Below are 15,026 nucleotides of genomic sequence, written 5' to 3' on the forward strand. Positions count from 1 at the left end.
GGTACTACGAGGAAGAGAAGACTGTGACGGACGAAGAGAACGTGTCGGGCGACGGAGCCGGCTTCGGCATCCACGGCAAGATCGACCAGGTCGATCTGCAGTCGGAGATGCAGCGGTCGTACCTCGACTACGCGATGTCGGTCATCATCGGCCGCGCGCTGCCGGAGGTCCGCGACGGCCTGAAGCCTGTGCACCGCCGAGTGATCTACGCGATGTTCGACGGCGGGTACCGCCCGGACAAGGCGTTCTCGAAGTGCGCCCGTGTCGTCGGCGACGTGATGGGCCAGTTCCACCCGCACGGCGACACGGCGATCTACGACGCGCTCGTCCGTCTCGTCCAGCCGTGGAGCCTGCGCTACCCGCTGGCCCTCGGCCAGGGCAACTTCGGTTCGCCCGGTAATGACGGCGCCGCCGCGCCGCGGTACACCGAGACGAAGATGGCTCCCCTCGCGCTCGAGATGGTGCGCGACATCGACGAGGAGACCGTCGACTTCGTCGACAACTACGACGGCCGCACGCAGGAGCCGGCCGTTCTCCCGAGCCGCTTCCCGAACCTGCTGGTCAACGGCTCGGTCGGCATCGCGGTCGGTATGGCCACGAACATCCCTCCGCACAACCTGCGCGAGGTCGCGGCCGGCGCCCTGTGGCACCTCGAGAACCCGGACGCCTCGCGCGAGGAGCTGCTCGAAGAGCTCATCAAGCGGATCAAGGGACCGGACTTCCCGACCGGTGCGCAGATCCTCGGCACGAAGGGCATCCACGACGCGTACCGGACCGGACGCGGCTCGATCACCATGCGCGCGGTGGTCAACATCGAGGAGATCCAGGGCCGGGTCTGCCTCGTCGTCACCGAGCTTCCGTACCAGGTCAACCCCGACAATCTGGCGATCAAGATCGCCGACCTGGTCAAGGAGGGCCGCATCGGCGGCATCGCCGACATCCGCGACGAGACCTCCGGCCGCACCGGTCAGCGCCTCGTCATCGTGCTGAAGCGCGACGCGGTCGCGAAGGTCGTGCTGAACAACCTGTACAAGCACACCCAGCTGCAGGAGAACTTCGGCGCGAACATGCTCGCGATCGTGGACAATGTGCCGCGTACGCTGTCGCTCGACGGCTTCATCACCGCATGGGTCGCCCACCAGATCGACGTCATCGTCCGGCGCACCCGATTCCGGCTGCGCAAGGCGGAGGAGCGGGCGCATATCCTGCGCGGCTACCTCAAGGCGCTGGATGCGCTCGACGAGGTCATCGCCCTCATCCGCCGGTCGGCCACGGTCGACGACGCGCGCGAGGGTCTGAAGAGCCTGCTCGACGTCGACGACGTGCAGGCGGACGCCATCCTCGCGATGCAGCTGCGCCGCCTGGCCGCCCTCGAGCGCCAGAAGATCATGGAGGAGGCCGAGGCGATCGAGAAGCAGATCGCCGAGTACCACGCCATCCTCGACGACCCGGCGCGTCAGCGCACCATCGTCAGCGAAGAGCTCACGGAGATCGTCGACCGCTTCGGCGACGACCGCCGCACCGAGATCATGCTCGGCTACGACGGCGACATGAGCATGGAAGACCTGATCCCCGAAGAGGAGATGGTCGTCACCGTCACGCGCGGCGGGTACATCAAGCGCACGCGCAGCGACAACTACCGCAGCCAGCACCGTGGCGGCAAGGGCGTCAAGGGCGCCCAGCTGCGCGGCGAGGACGTGGTCGACCACTTCTTCGTGACCACCACGCACCACTGGCTCCTCTTCTTCACCAACCAGGGACGCGTCTACCGCGCGAAGACCTACGAGGTGCAGGAGGCCGGCCGCGACGCCAAGGGCCAGCACGTCGCCAACCTGCTCGCCATGCAGCCGGACGAGGAGATCGCCGAGATCCTCGACATCCGCGACTACGAGGCCGCGAAGTACCTGGTGCTCGCCACGCGCGAAGGCCTGATCAAGAAGACGGCGCTGTCGGAGTACGACACCAACCGGACCGGCGGGATCATCGCGATCAAGCTCCGCGAGGGCGACGAGCTCGTGTCGGCGCTGCTGGTGGAGGAGGACTCCGACCTCCTGCTCGTGTCGCGCAAGGGCATGTCGATCCGCTTCACCGCCTCGGATGAGGCGCTGCGGCCGATGGGCCGCTCGACGTCGGGTGTCATCGGCATGCACTTCCGCGGCGAGGACAGCCTGCTCGATGCATCGGTGGTCTCCGACGAGGGCTACGTCTTCGTCGTGACCGAGGGCGGATACGCGAAGCGCACCTCCGCCGACCAGTACCGACTGCAGAACCGCGGCGGTCTGGGCATCAAGGTGGCCAAGCTGAACGACGACCGGGGCGACCTGGTGGGCGCTCTCATCGTCGGCGGGGACGACGAGGTCCTTGTGGTTCTTGCCAGCGGCAAGGTGGTACGCTCTGCCGTGGCCGAGGTACCAGCCAAGGGCCGTGACACCATGGGTGTCGTCTTTGCACGTTTCGCCGAGTCGGACAAGATCATCGCTCTGGCGAAGAACACCGAACGCGACCTCGAGTCCTCCAGTCCCGCGGAGGATGCCGAGGCGGTCGGGAAGGAAGAAACCGTAGATGAGCAGTAGCGTCGCCGACAAGCTCGCCAAGAAGTCGACCCGCCGACCCGCATCCGCCAAGCAGGTGCGGCTGAAGCTGGTCTACATCGACTTCTGGTCGACCGTGAAGCTGTCGTTCCTCGCCGGCATCTGCCTGGCGATCATCGCGATCGTCGGCACCTTCCTGGTCTGGACCGTGCTCGACCGCACCGGCATCTTCGACCAGGTGAACAGCCTGTTCAAGGACATCTCCGGCGCCGGCGGCAGCGACCTCCGCTCGATCCTCGGCCTCGGCCAGGTCATGGGCTTCTCGCTGATCGTCGCGATCCTCGACATCGTCGTGGTGACCGCTCTCGGCGCTGTGTTCGCTCTGCTCTACAACCTCTCGGTGAAGATCACGGGCGGCCTGTTGGTCGGGTTCACCAACAACTGACCGATTTCGCAATGACCGGGCCGATCGGGTAGTCTCGTATCTGCCCATTCGGGGATATAGCTCAGGCGGTTAGAGCGCTTCGCTGATAACGAAGAGGTCCGAGGTTCAAGTCCTCGTATCCCCACCATTCCTTTCTACGGGGCCTTAGCTCAGTTGGTAGAGCGCCTGCTTTGCAAGCAGGATGTCAGGAGTTCGAATCTCCTAGGCTCCACACTTTCTCCTCATCACTCTCTCGGCGGGACGATCGGCCGCGTCGGGAACGGGCTCGAGTACGACACGCTCGTGGTCACGCTTCCCAGGGTTCCGACCCGTCCGCTCACCTGCTCCAGGTGGCGCATGGACGTCGCGACCACCTTCAGGATGAAGCAGTCGTCGCCGGTGACGTGGTGCGCCTCCACGACCTCCGGGATATCGGCCAGGAGGTCGTGCAGCGGCTGGTATTGGCTGCTCGGGTAGCGCAGGCGCAGGAACGCCAGGATGCCGTATCCGAGCCGGTCCGGGTCGACCACCGCGCGGTAGCCCGCGATCACCCCGGCCTCCTCGAGCCGGCGGATGCGCTCGGCGACCGCGCTGTTCGACATGTGGACTCGGCGGGCCAGCTCGGCGACCGACTGGCGGCCGTCGCGCTGCAGTTCGGCGAGGAGAGCGCGGTCGACGCTGTCGGCGGTGAATGGAAGATCGACGGCCATGCGGCGATTCTGGCATGGAATCGACGGCGACAGCGGTCGAGCACCGTGGATCGTCTGTTCCGCCGAGATGTCTTCCTTCCTAGGCTCGATGCATGATCACGATGACCTCCGAAGCCGCCCGCCACTTCGCCGCGAAGCTCCAGTTCGAGACCGATCCCTCCGATGTGAAGGCGGCCATGGACGCGGGAGAGCGCTTCGTGCTGGTCGACTCCCGAGGTGTGGCGGCCTGGCGACAGGGCCGCGTCGCGGGAGCGGTCCACCTGCCGACCGCCGAGATCGCCGACCGTGCGGCCGAACTGATCGACCCGGGGACTCCGGTCGTCGTCTACTGCTGGGGTCCGGGGTGCAACGGTTCGACGCGCGCGGCGCTCGCGTTCTCCCTGCAGGGCTACGAGGTGCGCGAGATGATCGGCGGCTTCGAGTACTGGGCGCGCGAGGGATATCCGGTCGTCGGGGACGCCGGTCCGGTCCTGCGCCCGATCGACGAGCTGACGGCGCCGCTCGGCGGCATCGACTGCGCCTGCTGACTACTTGAGCAGTCGGCTCAGGACGCGGTCGGCGAGCGGCTTGCCACCGGTCTGGCAGGTCGGGCAGTACTGGAATGTCGAGTCGTGGAAGATGACCTGCCGGATCGTGTCTCCGCACACCGGGCACGCTTCGCCGGTGCGGCCGTGGACGCGGAGGTTCGACTTCTTCTCGCTCTTGAGTTCCGAGGCCGCGAGGCCGTCAGCGCGGTCGAGTGCGTCACGCAGCGTCGACTGCACGGCCTCGTAGAGGCGTCCGACGTCGTCCGCTCCCATGTTCGCGGGCTTGTACGGGGACATCTTGGCCACGTGCAGGATCTCGTCCGAGTAGGCGTTGCCGATCCCGGCGATGAGCGACTGGTTGCGCAGCACTCCCTTGATCTGAGCGCGGCCCTGCTCGGCGAGGATTCCGGCGAAGACATCCTCGGTGAACGCGGCGTCGAGCGGGTCCGGGCCGAGGCGTGCGACACCCGGCACCTCCGACGGGTCCGGGACGACGTAGATCGCGAGGCTCTTCTTCGTCCCGGCTTCGGTGATGTCGAGACCGGTGCCGTCGTCGAGCACGAGCCGCGCGGCCAGCGGGCCCTTGCCGAGGCGGCCGGTGGGTGCGGGAGGCGGCTTGTCGCGCCAGCGGATCCAGCCGGCCCGCGCGAGGTGGATGATGACGTGAAGCTCGCCCGCAGTGATGTCGAGGAACTTGCCGTGCCGGCTGACGCCGTCGATCGTCAGGCCGTGCAGGGCGTCGGCGGGCGGGTCGAAGGTCTTCAGCGCGGAGAATGCGACGATGCTGAGCCGGTCGATGACACGCCCTTTCAGCCGACGGTCGAGGTCGGCGGCGAGGGCGGTGACTTCCGGGAGTTCGGGCATCACCCCTAGTCTGCCCCCGACCACCGACAACGGCAGTAGGGTGAGGCGGTGGATATCCGAGTCGCGGCCTACGGCGTCATCACCGACGGCGACCGCATCCTCCTCGCGCACTGGAACGAGAGCGGGCGATCCGGCTGGACCCTGCCGGGCGGCGGGATCGACCCCGGGGAGGACCCGGTGGACGCGGTCGTGCGAGAGATCGCGGAGGAGACCGGGTACGCGGCGGAGGCCGGCGACCTGCTCGGAATCGACTCGAAGGTGATTCCGCCGGAGCACCGTTTCATCCCGGAGGCCGGCCCGCTGCATGCGCTCCGCATCATCTACCGGGCGAGCGTCGTCGGCGGCACCCTCACGAACGAGTTGGACGGCACCACCGACGAGGCGGCGTGGTTCCCGCTCGGGAGCATCCCGAAGCGCCGGGTCGAGCTGGTCGACATCGCGCTCCGGTTCGCCGGGCTCGATCAGGCCTGAGCGCTCGCGGGGCGGCTCTGCTCGCCCGGCATCAGGATCCACAACACGATGTAGGCGATGAACTGCGGTCCCGGAAGCAGGCAGGACAGCAGGAACAGGATGCGCACGGTCCACGGGCGCAGGCCGAAGCGCACGGCGAGACCGGCGCAGACGCCGGCCAGGATGCGGTGATCACGGGGTCGGAAGAGAGTGTTCATGCTCTTCAGCCTCGCAGCGGGCGCGCACCATCGCCATCGGGGAAACCCCCGAATCGACCCTGGGGTCGGCAGCCGCTACTGCTGCGGCTCGGCCGCGGAGTCGGTGGTCGACGCCGGAGCCGTCGGCTCCTCGTCCGCCACCCACAGCTCGTCGTCGGCGCGGAAGGTCTGCCAGACGGCGTAGAGCAGTCCGACCGCCGCAATGAGTCCCAAACCGATGGCGATGACGCCGCCGGCCCCGGGGCCCGACTTCTTCGGTTCCACCTTGACCTTCTTCGACAGCTCCTTGCGCGCCTTCTGGAAGTCACCCGCGAAGGCGGCGGACCGGGCCGCGCGTGCGTGGTCGACCACAGAGAGCGCCGTTCCGACGACGGTGCCGACGGCGGGGATGACGTCGCGGACGACTTTCTCCCGGGCCTGGCCGGCGTAGCGGCCCGCGGTGTCCTTCGCCGCCTGGGCCGTGGGGACGACGTACTGGTCGTACCCTTCACGGACGCGCGGCGCGATCTCCTCGCGGGTGTAGTAGGCCGCCTGCTTGCGGGCCTCGGCGGCAAGCGCGTTGGCGTTGGCCAGGACCTCCTGCTGCTGACTCCACAGCTCCTCGGCTCCGCTGCGCAGTCGCTTGAGTTCCTTCTGGCGCTTCCGTGTCAGGCTCATCTGTTCCTCCGTCGAGTCATCGGTGGCGACTGACTCCATCTTGCCACCGAAAGGGCTGGGGATGGCCCGAGAGCTCTCACGGCTGCCCGGGTCGCCTGTACGCCCTGTGCAAGAATTGGTGCCATGTCTAAGCACACCGCTGTCGCCACGCTCCACACTAACTACGGAGACATCAAGGTCAACCTCTTCGGTAACCATGCACCGAAGACGGTGCGCAACTTCGAGGGTCTGGCGACGGGCGAGATCGAGTGGACGCATCCCGCCACGGGCGAGAAGACGAACGCTCCTCTCTACAACGGTGTGGTCTTCCACCGCATCATCCCCGGCTTCATGATCCAGGGCGGCGACCCGCTCGGTCAGGGCGTCGGCGGCCCGGGCTACCAGTTCGACGACGAGATCAACCCGGAGCTCGACTTCACCCAGCCCTACATCCTCGCCATGGCGAACGCCGGCGTCCAGGGCGGCCGCGGCACCAACGGCTCGCAGTTCTTCATCACGGTCGCTCCGACCACGTGGCTGCAGGGCAAGCACACGATCTTCGGCGAGGTCGCCGACGACGCGTCGCGCAAGATCGTCGACAAGCTCGCCGAGGTTCCGACCGACGCGCGCGACCGGCCGCTGGACGACGTGGTCATCGAGTCGATCGACATCGAGAAGGTCTGAACAGAGAGGCGGGCGGAGTAGAACGATGACTCAGCCCGTCGGCGCGCGCGCCAATTACTGCTACCGCCATCCCGATCGCGAGAGCTACGTGCTCTGCCAGCGGTGCGGCCGCACCATCTGCGGTGAGTGCCAGACCCCTGGCGCGGTCGGTGTGGTGTGCCCCGAGTGCATGGCGCAGCAGCGTGCCTCGCACCCGCGCACGCGGCCGGCATGGATGACGCGTCTCACCGGGCAGAATGCGCCCGTCGTGACCTATGCGATCATCGGTGTGTGCGTCCTGGTCTTCATCGTCCAGACCGTCGGCGATCTGCTCGGCTTCCAGGTGACGAACGCACTGCGCTACGCGGGCGCCTACTCGTATCCGGCGTCGGTGAGCGGGGCGTTCGAGCCGTGGCGGATGTTCACGAGCATCTTCGCGCACGCGAACATCCTGCACCTGCTGCTCAACATGTACACGCTGTTCATCTTCGGCTCTGCGCTCGAGCCGATGCTGGGGCGTGCCCGCTATCTGGCCCTCTTCCTGATCAGCGGGTTCGCGGGATCCCTCGGCGTGCTGCTGATCGCATCGCCCATCGTGCCGGTCGTCGGAGCGTCCGGCGCCATCTTCGGGCTCTTCGGCGCTTACTTCATCATCCAGCGACGGCTGGGCGGCAACGCGACCCAGATGCTGGTGCTGCTCGCCATCAACCTGGGGATCGGGTTCCTCCCCGGATTCAACATCGCCTGGCAGGCGCACGTCGGCGGACTCATCGGCGGCGTGCTGGTGGGGCTGATCTTTGTGGAGACGCGGCAGGTGCGCCGGCGCCGTTGGCAGCTTCCGCTCCTCGTGCTGCTCTGCCTGGTCTTCGTCGCGCTGAGCCTCATCCACTTCTTCGTGTAATTACCCACATCGCGTGGATAAGTTATCCACAGGCTTATTAACACTGTGGGTAATTACACGCCTGTAACTCTCCACAGGCTTATTAACACTGGGGAAACCGTCGGCGAACCGGCGGCAACTGTTCACAAGTGCCCTGTGGAGAACTGTGGAAAACACGAAGCCCGGGCCGGCTGACTGCCGACCCGGGCTTGAGGCACGGATGTGTGCGGGGTCTACCGCCAGCGGGTGGTCATGAGGAAGCCGATGAAGGCGATCCCGAAGCCGACGAGGATGTTCCAGGCGCCGAGAGCCGGGATGGGGTACTGGTTCTGGCTGACGTAGAAGACGATGATCCAGATCAGGCCGAGCAGCATGAAGCCGAACATCAGCGGCTTGAACCACACCGGGTTCGGCGCCTCTTCTCCGGACGCCGCGGCGGTGCGCTCAGCGCGGGCGGGTCGCTCGGGTTTCGTCTTCGACTTGCTGCGTGCCATAGCACCACAGTGTAGCGGGGAAGGCAGGGGGCTTCCTGATGCCCCCGTACGGGGGAGGGGCCCTGTGGACTGCGTGTCGATTCCCAGGGACCGGTCCCTAGAATGTGACACATGACCACCGAGGAGGCGCGCAAGGCCCGGCGGCGCCGGCCGCACCGCCGTCCCACCGTGCTCGGTGTGCTCGGCGAAATCCTCATCACCGGCGGCGTGCTGGTCCTGCTGTTCCTCGGCTGGCAGATCTGGTGGAACAATCTCGTCACCTCCAACCAGCAGACGTCGGCGGCCGCGCAGCAGAGCCAGAAGTGGATCGACGACGCGATCAAAGCGCCGAGGCCCACGCCGGACACCGAGGCCGCGCAGGCCGATCCGCCCGTGTTGGCGAAACCCGCGCCCTACGAGCCGTTCGCGGTGATGTACGTGCCGCGGCTGGGCGCCGACTGGAAGCGCACGATCCGCCAGACCGTCGACACGGAGCGCGTGCTCAACAGCTACACCGCCGGTGTCGGCCACTACATCGACACGCAGATGCCGGGCGAGGTCGGCAACTTCGCCGTCGCCGGTCACGACTCCGGATGGGGCAACACCTTCATCGACCTGTCCAAGCTGCGCATCGGCGACCGCATCTACATCCAGACCAAGGACGGCTGGTACACGTATTCGTTCCGCAACTTCGAGTACGTGCAGCCCTCAGCGGTCGGCGTGCTGCTGCCGGTGCCGCGGCAGCCCGGGGCGACACCCGTCGAGCGGTTCATGACCATCACCACGTGCAACCCGCCCTTCGCTGCGGGCGAGCGGCTCATCGCCTACAGCGTCTACCAGTCGTACGCGCCGCCGCAGGACATTCCGAGCGAGATCGCCGCGGCGGTCGGACAGGGAGGCTGACATGTACGGAGCGCTCTGGCGCCTTCTGCCCGGTCCGTGGTGGGTCCGCCTCCTGCTTCTCCTCATTCTCGTCGCCATCGTGCTGTTCGCCCTGATTACCTGGGTGTTCCCTTGGGTGGATTCGCTCGTCGGTCCGCAGGAAGGTACCGTGGGCACGTGACCCGCGTCCTCGTCATCGACAACTACGACAGCTTCGTATACACGCTGAACGGCTACCTCCAGGAGCTCGGCGCTGAGACGGAGGTCGTCCGCAACGACGACATCGCGGTCGAGGATCTTCCTGCGAAGCTCGCCGAATACGACGCCGTCCTCATCTCTCCCGGTCCGGGCAAGCCGGCCGACGCGGGCGTCTCGATCCCCGTCGTCGAGCAGGCGCTGTCCACCGGCCAGCCGCTGCTGGGCGTGTGCCTCGGGCACCAGGCGATCGCCGAGGCCTTCGGCGGCGTGGTGACCAACGCCGAGGAGCTGATGCACGGCAAGACCTCGCAGGTCGGTCACGACGACAGCCCCCTGTTCGACGGCGTCGCGCAGCCCTTCACGGCGACGCGATACCACTCCCTCGCCGTCGTCAACGGCACCCTTCCGGACGACCTGAATGTCACCGCGCGCACGGCGGGCGGCGTGATCATGGCGCTGCAGCACCGCGAGGCGCCGATCTACGGGGTGCAGTTCCACCCGGAGTCGGTGCTCACCGAGGGCGGCTACCGGATGCTGGGCAACTGGCTCGAGGTCGCGGGACTGGCCGGAGCCGCCGAGGCGTCGCGATCGCTCAGCCCGCTGGTCAAGCTGGGCTGAACCGGGGACGCTCGCGGCGTCAGCCCGAGCAGTAGGTCAGGTCGACCGTGGTGCCCTGCGGCACGTCTCCCGGAGCGACGGACTGCGTGTGCACCATCGTCGCGCCCTTGTCCTGCGGGCAGCTGGGATCCGGTTTCGGGTTCGCGGTCAGGCCCAGCTGGGACAGGATGCCCGTCGCCGCCTGGATCGTCTGACCGGTCAGGTCGGTGAGCGTCACCTTGCCGCTGGACACGTGGAGACCGATCGGATCGCCCTCGTGGGCCGAGGCGTTCGGCGCCGGGTCGGTCGTGATCACGACGTTCGCCGGCACGCTCGGTGAGTTCTCCGACGTCGTCGGACCGACGGTGAGGCCCGCCTGCTGCAGTGCCGCCGTGGCGGCATCCACCGTCATGTTGTGCACGTCGGGCACCGTAACGGTCTTCTTGCCCGTCGACACGTACACCGTGATGGTGTCGCCGGTGGCGACGACGATCCCGGCACCGGGGTCGGTGCGGATGACCTGGCCCTGCGCATACGTCGGGCTCGACTCTGTCGACTGCACCCACTTGAGCTTCATGTCGTCGAGCTGGGCCGTCGCCTTATCGAGCGTCTGACCCGAGAGGTTGGGCACCTTGCGGGACGTGTCGGGCATCGTCGTGCTCGGCGCGAGCCGCAGCACCCAGGCGAGGACGGCGACGATGACGACGGCCATGATCGCGATGCCCGCCCAGATCCAGATGACCGGTGGGCGCCGCTGCGTGCGCGTCATCGTCTGGTCTTCGGCGAGCTGCCGGAACGCAGCCTCAGGCCCGGAGACGGCGCTCGGCGGCGCTCCGAACAGCGTCTCGGCCAACTCGTCCTCGTGCTTGCGCTTCGGGATGCGGCCGGCGGCCGCCTCCTCCAGGTCGGCGCGGAATTCAGCGACGGTCTGGTAGCGCTCGAAGCGGTCCTTGGTCAGCGCCCGGGCGACCACGACGTCCATCGCCGGCGAGACCTTCGGGTTCACGGTGCTCGGGGCGACCGGGGTCTCGCTGACGTGCTGGTAGGCGACGGCGACCGGGGTGTCGCCCCGGAACGGTGGGCGGCCGGTCAGCATCTCGAAGAGCACGACCCCGGTGGAGTACAGGTCGGTGCGCGCATCCACCGACTCGCCCTTCGCCTGCTCGGGCGAGAAGTAGCTGGCGGTGCCGAGGACGGCGGTCGTCTGGGCGACGGTCGCGGACGAGTCGCTGATCGCGCGGGCGATGCCGAAGTCCATCACCTTGACCTGGCCGGTCTTGGTGATCATGACGTTGCCCGGCTTGATGTCGCGGTGCACGACGCCGGCCCGGTGCGAGTACTCGAGGGCGGTGAGGATCCCCTCGGTGATGCGCACGGCCTCCTGCACGTCGAGCGGGCCGCGCTTGATCAAGTCTTTCAGGAGGACGCCGTCGACGTACTCCATGACGATGAAGGGGAGCTGCGCCTCGTGGCCGTTCGGCTCGCGCACCGTCTCTTCACCGGCGTCGAAGACGCGGACGATGGTCGGGTGCGTCATGCGCGCGGCGGCCTGCGCCTCCTGACGGAAGCGCGTGCGGAACGCCGGGTCGGTCGCGAGCGACGGCTTGAGCAGCTTGATCGCGACGGTGCGGCCGAGTCGGGAGTCGGTGCCGCGGTGCACGTCGGACATGCCGCCACGACCGATGAGTTCGCCCACCTGATATCGGCCTGCGAGCAGGCGGCTATCTGGGCTCAATGCGGACTCCTTCTCGGTGCATGACTCCGGCTAGTGTAGCGGGGCGTGGCTGGGTATCTCCCCGAGGGGAGACCCCGTCACTTCCCGTTTCCGCCGGGGTTCGGCGTCGACGTGGAGGTGACGACCTCGTAGGGCAGAGCGGGCGACTGGCCGGACTCGACGGACTCACCGCAGAAGATCGTGTAGGTCAGCTGGTAGTTGCCCGCGGCGCTCGGCGACCACACCATCTTGGTGTCGTTGACGGGCGTCTGGGGCTGACCGTTCACATACAGGCGGCGACCGACGAGGTTCTGGCCCGCGGGGCAGGTCGCCGAGCCGAAGTTGACCGTGATCTGCGACTGCGCGGTGCCCTGACCCGACGGCGGGTTGGCCGAGACCGTGTCGGTCGGGGTCGGGATGGGAGCGACGGGCCCGTAGACCTTGACCGCGATGGTCGAGCCCTTGGGAACCGGGCCGGTCGGGTTGACCGAGTAGACCTTGTTGGCCTGGTCCTGCGTCGTCGCGGCGTTGCCCTGCGAGACGTCGGCGACCATACCGAGGTCTTGCAGCTTCTGTCGCGCTTGGTCGGCAGTCAGGCCGAGGAAGTCCGCCTCGGTGATCTGCACGGTGTTGCTCGTGGGCGTCGGAGTCGGCGACGGCGTCGAGGACTGCGTGACCGGCGTCGTGGTCGGGGTCGGGGTGGGTGCGGCCTTCGGCTGCGCCACCAGGGTGATGATCGTGCCGATGAGGATGAGCGCCAGCAGAGCGATGAGCGCGATCAGCGGCCACGTCCAGCGGCTGCGCTTGCGCTCCTCGACGGGCTCGTTGGTGGTCTCCTCCTGGACGACCGGCGCGACGGCGGTCGCCGGCAGCACGGTGGTCGCCGCGGTCGGGGCCGCGGGAGGCGACTGCATGAGCACGGTGGCGGCTTCGGTCCCGGCGGCGGCGCCGAGGATGGCCGGGACGGACGCGGCGGCGGCGCGGATGTCTCCGCGGCGCAGGGCCTGCGCGGCGCGCGCGAGGTGCGCGGCCGAGGCGGGGCGGTCGGCCGGGTTCTTCGCGATGCAGGCGAAGACCAGGTTGCGGACCGGCTCGGCGACCGTCGCCGGGAGCTCCGGCGGCGCCTCGTTGATCTGCGCCATGGCGATCGCGACCTGCGACTCGCCGGTGAACGGGCGGCGTCCGGCGAGGCATTCGTACGCGACGATGCCGAGCGAGTAGATGTCGGTGGTCGGCGAGGCCGGGTGACCAGAGGCCTGCTCGGGCGAGAGGTACTGCACCGTGCCCATCACCTGACCGGTCGCGGTGAGCGGAACCTGGTCGGCGATGCGGGCGATGCCGAAGTCGGTGATCTTGACGCGGCCGTCCGGCGTGATGAGCAGGTTGCCCGGCTTGATGTCGCGGTGGACCAGGCCGGCTGCGTGAGCGGCATGCAGCGCGGCGGCGGTCTGGGCGACGATGTCGAGCGTGCGGTCGGTGCTGAGGACGTGCTCCCGCTCCAGGATGCTCGACAGGGCCTCGCCGGGGACGAGCTCCATCACCAGGTAGGCGCTGCCCTCCTCCTCGCCGTAGTCGTAGACGTTGGCGATGCCCTCGTGGTTGACGAGGGCGGCGTGCCGCGCCTCCGCGCGGAAGCGCTCGAGGAAGCCGGGGTCGCCGAGGTACTCGTCCTTCAGGATCTTGATGGCGACGGTGCGCCCGATGACGAGATCGGTGGCCTGCCAGACCTCGCCCATCCCGCCGATCGCGATCCGCGACTGCAGCTCGTAACGTCCCCCGAAGGTGAGCCCTGCTGTGGGTCTCATTTATTCAGCACCGCCTCTAGTACTTTCCTCGCGATCGGAGCGGCGATGGAGTTTCCCGTGCCGCTCTGACCCTGTCCACCGCCATTTTCGACAACTACAGCCACAGCGAACTCCGGGTCGTTCGCCGGCGCGAACCCGGTGAACCACAGCGTGTAGGGATCGTCGTTCCCGTTCTGCGCCGTACCCGTCTTACCGCCGACCTGAACCCCACCTATTCTTGCATTGCTCGCAACGCCGTGATCGACGCCGTCGACCATCATCTGCTTGATGGTGTCCGCGTTCTGCTGGCTCAGCGGGCGGGAGAACTCCTTGGGCTGGAAGCTCTCCACGGTCTGCAGATCGGCTGACCGGATCGAGTCCACGAGGTTCGGGGTCATCAGCGTCCCGCCGTTCGCGATGGCCGCGGACACCATGGCCATCTGCAGCGGCGTCGCCCGGTCGTCCTTCTGCCCGAAGGAGCCCAGCGCGCGCTCCGCCGCGTCGGTGTAGAGCGGATACACGCTCTTCTCGACCGGGATGGGGATGCTGAGCGGCTGGTTGAAGCCGAACTTGTCCGCCTGGTCCTTGATGACCTCGGGCTTGAGTTGCATGCCCAGCTCGGCGAACGGGATGTTGCACGACAGGATCTGCGCGGTCGCGATCGACACCGTCGCGCCCGGTCCACAGGTGGTCAGGGAGTCGTTCTTGACGACGGTGGGGGAGTCCGGCAGCGGCAGCGACGCCGGGTTCGGGAGCTGGCTGTCCTTCGTGTACTGGCCGGTGCCGAAGGCGGCCGAGCTCATCACCGGCTTGAAGGTCGATCCGGGCGGATTGAGGTTGCCGCCGATCGTGCGGTTGATGAGGGGATCGCCAGGAGCGGCGAGCAGCCCCTGATACGCCGTGTCGACCGCCTTGCCATCGTGCGACGCGAGCTGGTTCGGGTCGTACGTCGGCTTCGAGACCATCGCGAGGATCTTGCCCGTCTTGGGCTCCAGCAGGACGACGGCGCCCTGCAGGTCGCCGAGCGCATCCCACGCCGCCTGCTGGGCGACGGGGTCGATGGTCGTCTCGACGGTGGCCCCCTGGGGATTCTTGCCGGTCAGGATGGCGTTGATCCGGTCGAAGAACTGCGAGTTGGCGGAGCCGCTGAGCTTCGCGTTGAGGGCGCCCTCGAGGCCGGTCGGCTCTCCGTTGATCGGGAAGAAGCCGGTCACGGCCGAGTAGAGCGGGCCGTTGCCGTAGACCCGCTGCCACTTGTAGACGTCGTTCGACGGCACGGACTGCGCAATCGGCTGACCCTTGACGAGGATCGCGCCGCGCTGCGCCGAGTAGCTGTCGTTGAGCGCCCGGGTGTTGCGAGCGTCCGTGTTGAGCGTGTCCGCCGAGAACACCTGCAGGATGGACGTCGACACGAGCAGCGCGAGGAACATCCCGAGCACGATCGTGCTCACACGCTTGATCTCACGATTCATGTG

The 15,026-nt window shown here is 67.7% G+C and carries 17 protein-coding genes and 2 tRNA genes; 11 read left to right on the forward strand and 8 right to left on the reverse strand.

The window, feature by feature from the left end:
• The first annotated feature begins 23 nt into the window (after positions 1-23).
• The 4 genes from gyrA to AB0P25_RS07595 all read left to right on the forward strand — a co-directional run bounded on the left by gyrA (position 24) and on the right by AB0P25_RS07595 (position 3,187).
• Positions 24-2,573 (forward strand): DNA gyrase subunit A, encoded by a 2,550-nt coding sequence (gene gyrA / locus AB0P25_RS07580; protein WP_363806413.1) that lies wholly within the window; start codon positions 24-26, stop codon positions 2,571-2,573.
• Entirely contained in the window at positions 2,563-2,976 is a 414-nt protein-coding gene (locus tag AB0P25_RS07585) for a DUF3566 domain-containing protein (RefSeq protein WP_363806414.1), read from the forward strand. The genes gyrA and AB0P25_RS07585 overlap by 11 nt, the downstream gene beginning before the upstream one ends.
• A gap of 50 nt (positions 2,977-3,026) precedes the next feature.
• Positions 3,027-3,103: transfer RNA gene (locus AB0P25_RS07590), tRNA-Ile, on the forward strand.
• 11 nt (positions 3,104-3,114) lie between these two features.
• Positions 3,115-3,187, forward strand: a tRNA-Ala gene (locus AB0P25_RS07595).
• A 13-nt stretch (positions 3,188-3,200) separates the two neighbouring features.
• Here the strand turns inward: AB0P25_RS07595 and AB0P25_RS07600 are convergent.
• The gene (locus AB0P25_RS07600) at positions 3,201-3,665 is read right to left on the reverse strand and encodes an Lrp/AsnC family transcriptional regulator (RefSeq protein ID WP_363806416.1); all 465 of its coding nucleotides are present in this window, start codon (positions 3,663-3,665) and stop codon (positions 3,201-3,203) included.
• Positions 3,666-3,766: 101 nt separating this feature from the next.
• Here AB0P25_RS07600 and AB0P25_RS07605 point away from each other — a divergent pair, with 101 nt between their 5' ends.
• Complete coding sequence (locus AB0P25_RS07605) at positions 3,767-4,192, forward strand: rhodanese-like domain-containing protein (RefSeq protein ID WP_363808033.1); 426 nt, start codon at positions 3,767-3,769, stop codon at positions 4,190-4,192.
• Here AB0P25_RS07605 and AB0P25_RS07610 read toward each other — a convergent pair whose 3' ends face one another.
• Complete coding sequence (locus tag AB0P25_RS07610; protein ID WP_363806417.1) at positions 4,193-5,056, reverse strand: DNA-formamidopyrimidine glycosylase family protein; 864 nt, start codon at positions 5,054-5,056, stop codon at positions 4,193-4,195.
• A 48-nt stretch (positions 5,057-5,104) separates the two neighbouring features.
• Between AB0P25_RS07610 and AB0P25_RS07615 the strand changes: the two genes are divergently transcribed.
• Positions 5,105-5,527, forward strand: coding sequence for an NUDIX hydrolase (locus AB0P25_RS07615; RefSeq protein WP_363806418.1), 423 nt, complete (start codon positions 5,105-5,107; stop codon positions 5,525-5,527).
• On the opposite strand, the gene AB0P25_RS07620 is transcribed toward AB0P25_RS07615, so the two are convergent.
• Together AB0P25_RS07620 and AB0P25_RS07625 are read right to left on the reverse strand one after the other, a co-directional pair.
• Complete coding sequence (locus AB0P25_RS07620; protein ID WP_363806419.1) at positions 5,518-5,724, reverse strand: PspC domain-containing protein; 207 nt, start codon at positions 5,722-5,724, stop codon at positions 5,518-5,520. The two genes, AB0P25_RS07615 and AB0P25_RS07620, sit on opposite strands and share 10 nt — an antisense overlap.
• A gap of 75 nt (positions 5,725-5,799) precedes the next feature.
• Positions 5,800-6,381, reverse strand: coding sequence for a hypothetical protein (locus tag AB0P25_RS07625; RefSeq protein ID WP_363806420.1), 582 nt, complete (start codon positions 6,379-6,381; stop codon positions 5,800-5,802).
• A 123-nt stretch (positions 6,382-6,504) separates the two neighbouring features.
• Between AB0P25_RS07625 and AB0P25_RS07630 the strand changes: the two genes are divergently transcribed.
• Both AB0P25_RS07630 and AB0P25_RS07635 read left to right on the forward strand, forming a co-directional pair.
• Positions 6,505-7,044 (forward strand): peptidylprolyl isomerase, encoded by a 540-nt coding sequence (locus AB0P25_RS07630; protein ID WP_363806421.1) that lies wholly within the window; start codon positions 6,505-6,507, stop codon positions 7,042-7,044.
• Between the two features lie 25 nt (positions 7,045-7,069).
• A complete protein-coding gene (locus AB0P25_RS07635; protein ID WP_363806423.1) occupies positions 7,070-7,924 on the forward strand; it encodes a rhomboid family intramembrane serine protease in 855 nt (284 codons plus the stop codon).
• Between the two features lie 212 nt (positions 7,925-8,136).
• On the opposite strand, the gene AB0P25_RS07640 is transcribed toward AB0P25_RS07635, so the two are convergent.
• Positions 8,137-8,397 carry a cell division protein CrgA gene (locus AB0P25_RS07640; RefSeq protein WP_064110473.1) on the reverse strand — a complete coding sequence of 87 codons (261 nt, stop codon included), beginning with the start codon at positions 8,395-8,397 and terminating at the stop codon, positions 8,137-8,139.
• A 111-nt stretch (positions 8,398-8,508) separates the two neighbouring features.
• Here AB0P25_RS07640 and AB0P25_RS07645 point away from each other — a divergent pair, with 111 nt between their 5' ends.
• Genes AB0P25_RS07645 through AB0P25_RS07655 form a run of 3 tightly spaced genes read left to right on the forward strand, consistent with a single transcriptional unit; the run spans position 8,509 to position 10,074 of the window.
• A complete protein-coding gene (locus tag AB0P25_RS07645) occupies positions 8,509-9,279 on the forward strand; it encodes a class E sortase (RefSeq protein ID WP_363806424.1) in 771 nt (256 codons plus the stop codon).
• A 1-nt stretch (position 9,280) separates the two neighbouring features.
• Positions 9,281-9,439, forward strand: a complete 159-nt coding sequence (locus AB0P25_RS07650) for a hypothetical protein (protein ID WP_363806425.1) — start codon at positions 9,281-9,283, stop codon at positions 9,437-9,439.
• Positions 9,436-10,074 (forward strand): gamma-glutamyl-gamma-aminobutyrate hydrolase family protein, encoded by a 639-nt coding sequence (locus AB0P25_RS07655; protein ID WP_363806426.1) that lies wholly within the window; start codon positions 9,436-9,438, stop codon positions 10,072-10,074. The genes AB0P25_RS07650 and AB0P25_RS07655 overlap by 4 nt, the downstream gene beginning before the upstream one ends.
• Positions 10,075-10,093: 19 nt before the next feature.
• Here the strand turns inward: AB0P25_RS07655 and pknB are convergent, their stop codons facing one another.
• The 3 genes from pknB to AB0P25_RS07670 all read right to left on the reverse strand — a co-directional run bounded on the left by pknB (position 10,094) and on the right by AB0P25_RS07670 (position 15,023).
• On the reverse strand, positions 10,094-11,788 hold the full coding sequence (gene pknB / locus AB0P25_RS07660; RefSeq protein WP_363806428.1) for a Stk1 family PASTA domain-containing Ser/Thr kinase: 1,695 nt from the start codon (positions 11,786-11,788) through the stop codon (positions 10,094-10,096).
• 77 nt (positions 11,789-11,865) lie between these two features.
• Positions 11,866-13,572 (reverse strand): serine/threonine protein kinase, encoded by a 1,707-nt coding sequence (locus AB0P25_RS07665; RefSeq protein ID WP_363806429.1) that lies wholly within the window; start codon positions 13,570-13,572, stop codon positions 11,866-11,868.
• Complete coding sequence (locus AB0P25_RS07670) at positions 13,569-15,023, reverse strand: penicillin-binding protein 2 (RefSeq protein WP_363806430.1); 1,455 nt, start codon at positions 15,021-15,023, stop codon at positions 13,569-13,571. The genes AB0P25_RS07665 and AB0P25_RS07670 overlap by 4 nt, the downstream gene beginning before the upstream one ends.
• Positions 15,024-15,026: the final 3 nt, after the last annotated feature.

It is taken from the genome of Leifsonia sp. NPDC077715 (assembly GCF_040686855.1).
GTDB lineage: Bacteria > Actinomycetota > Actinomycetes > Actinomycetales > Microbacteriaceae > Leifsonia.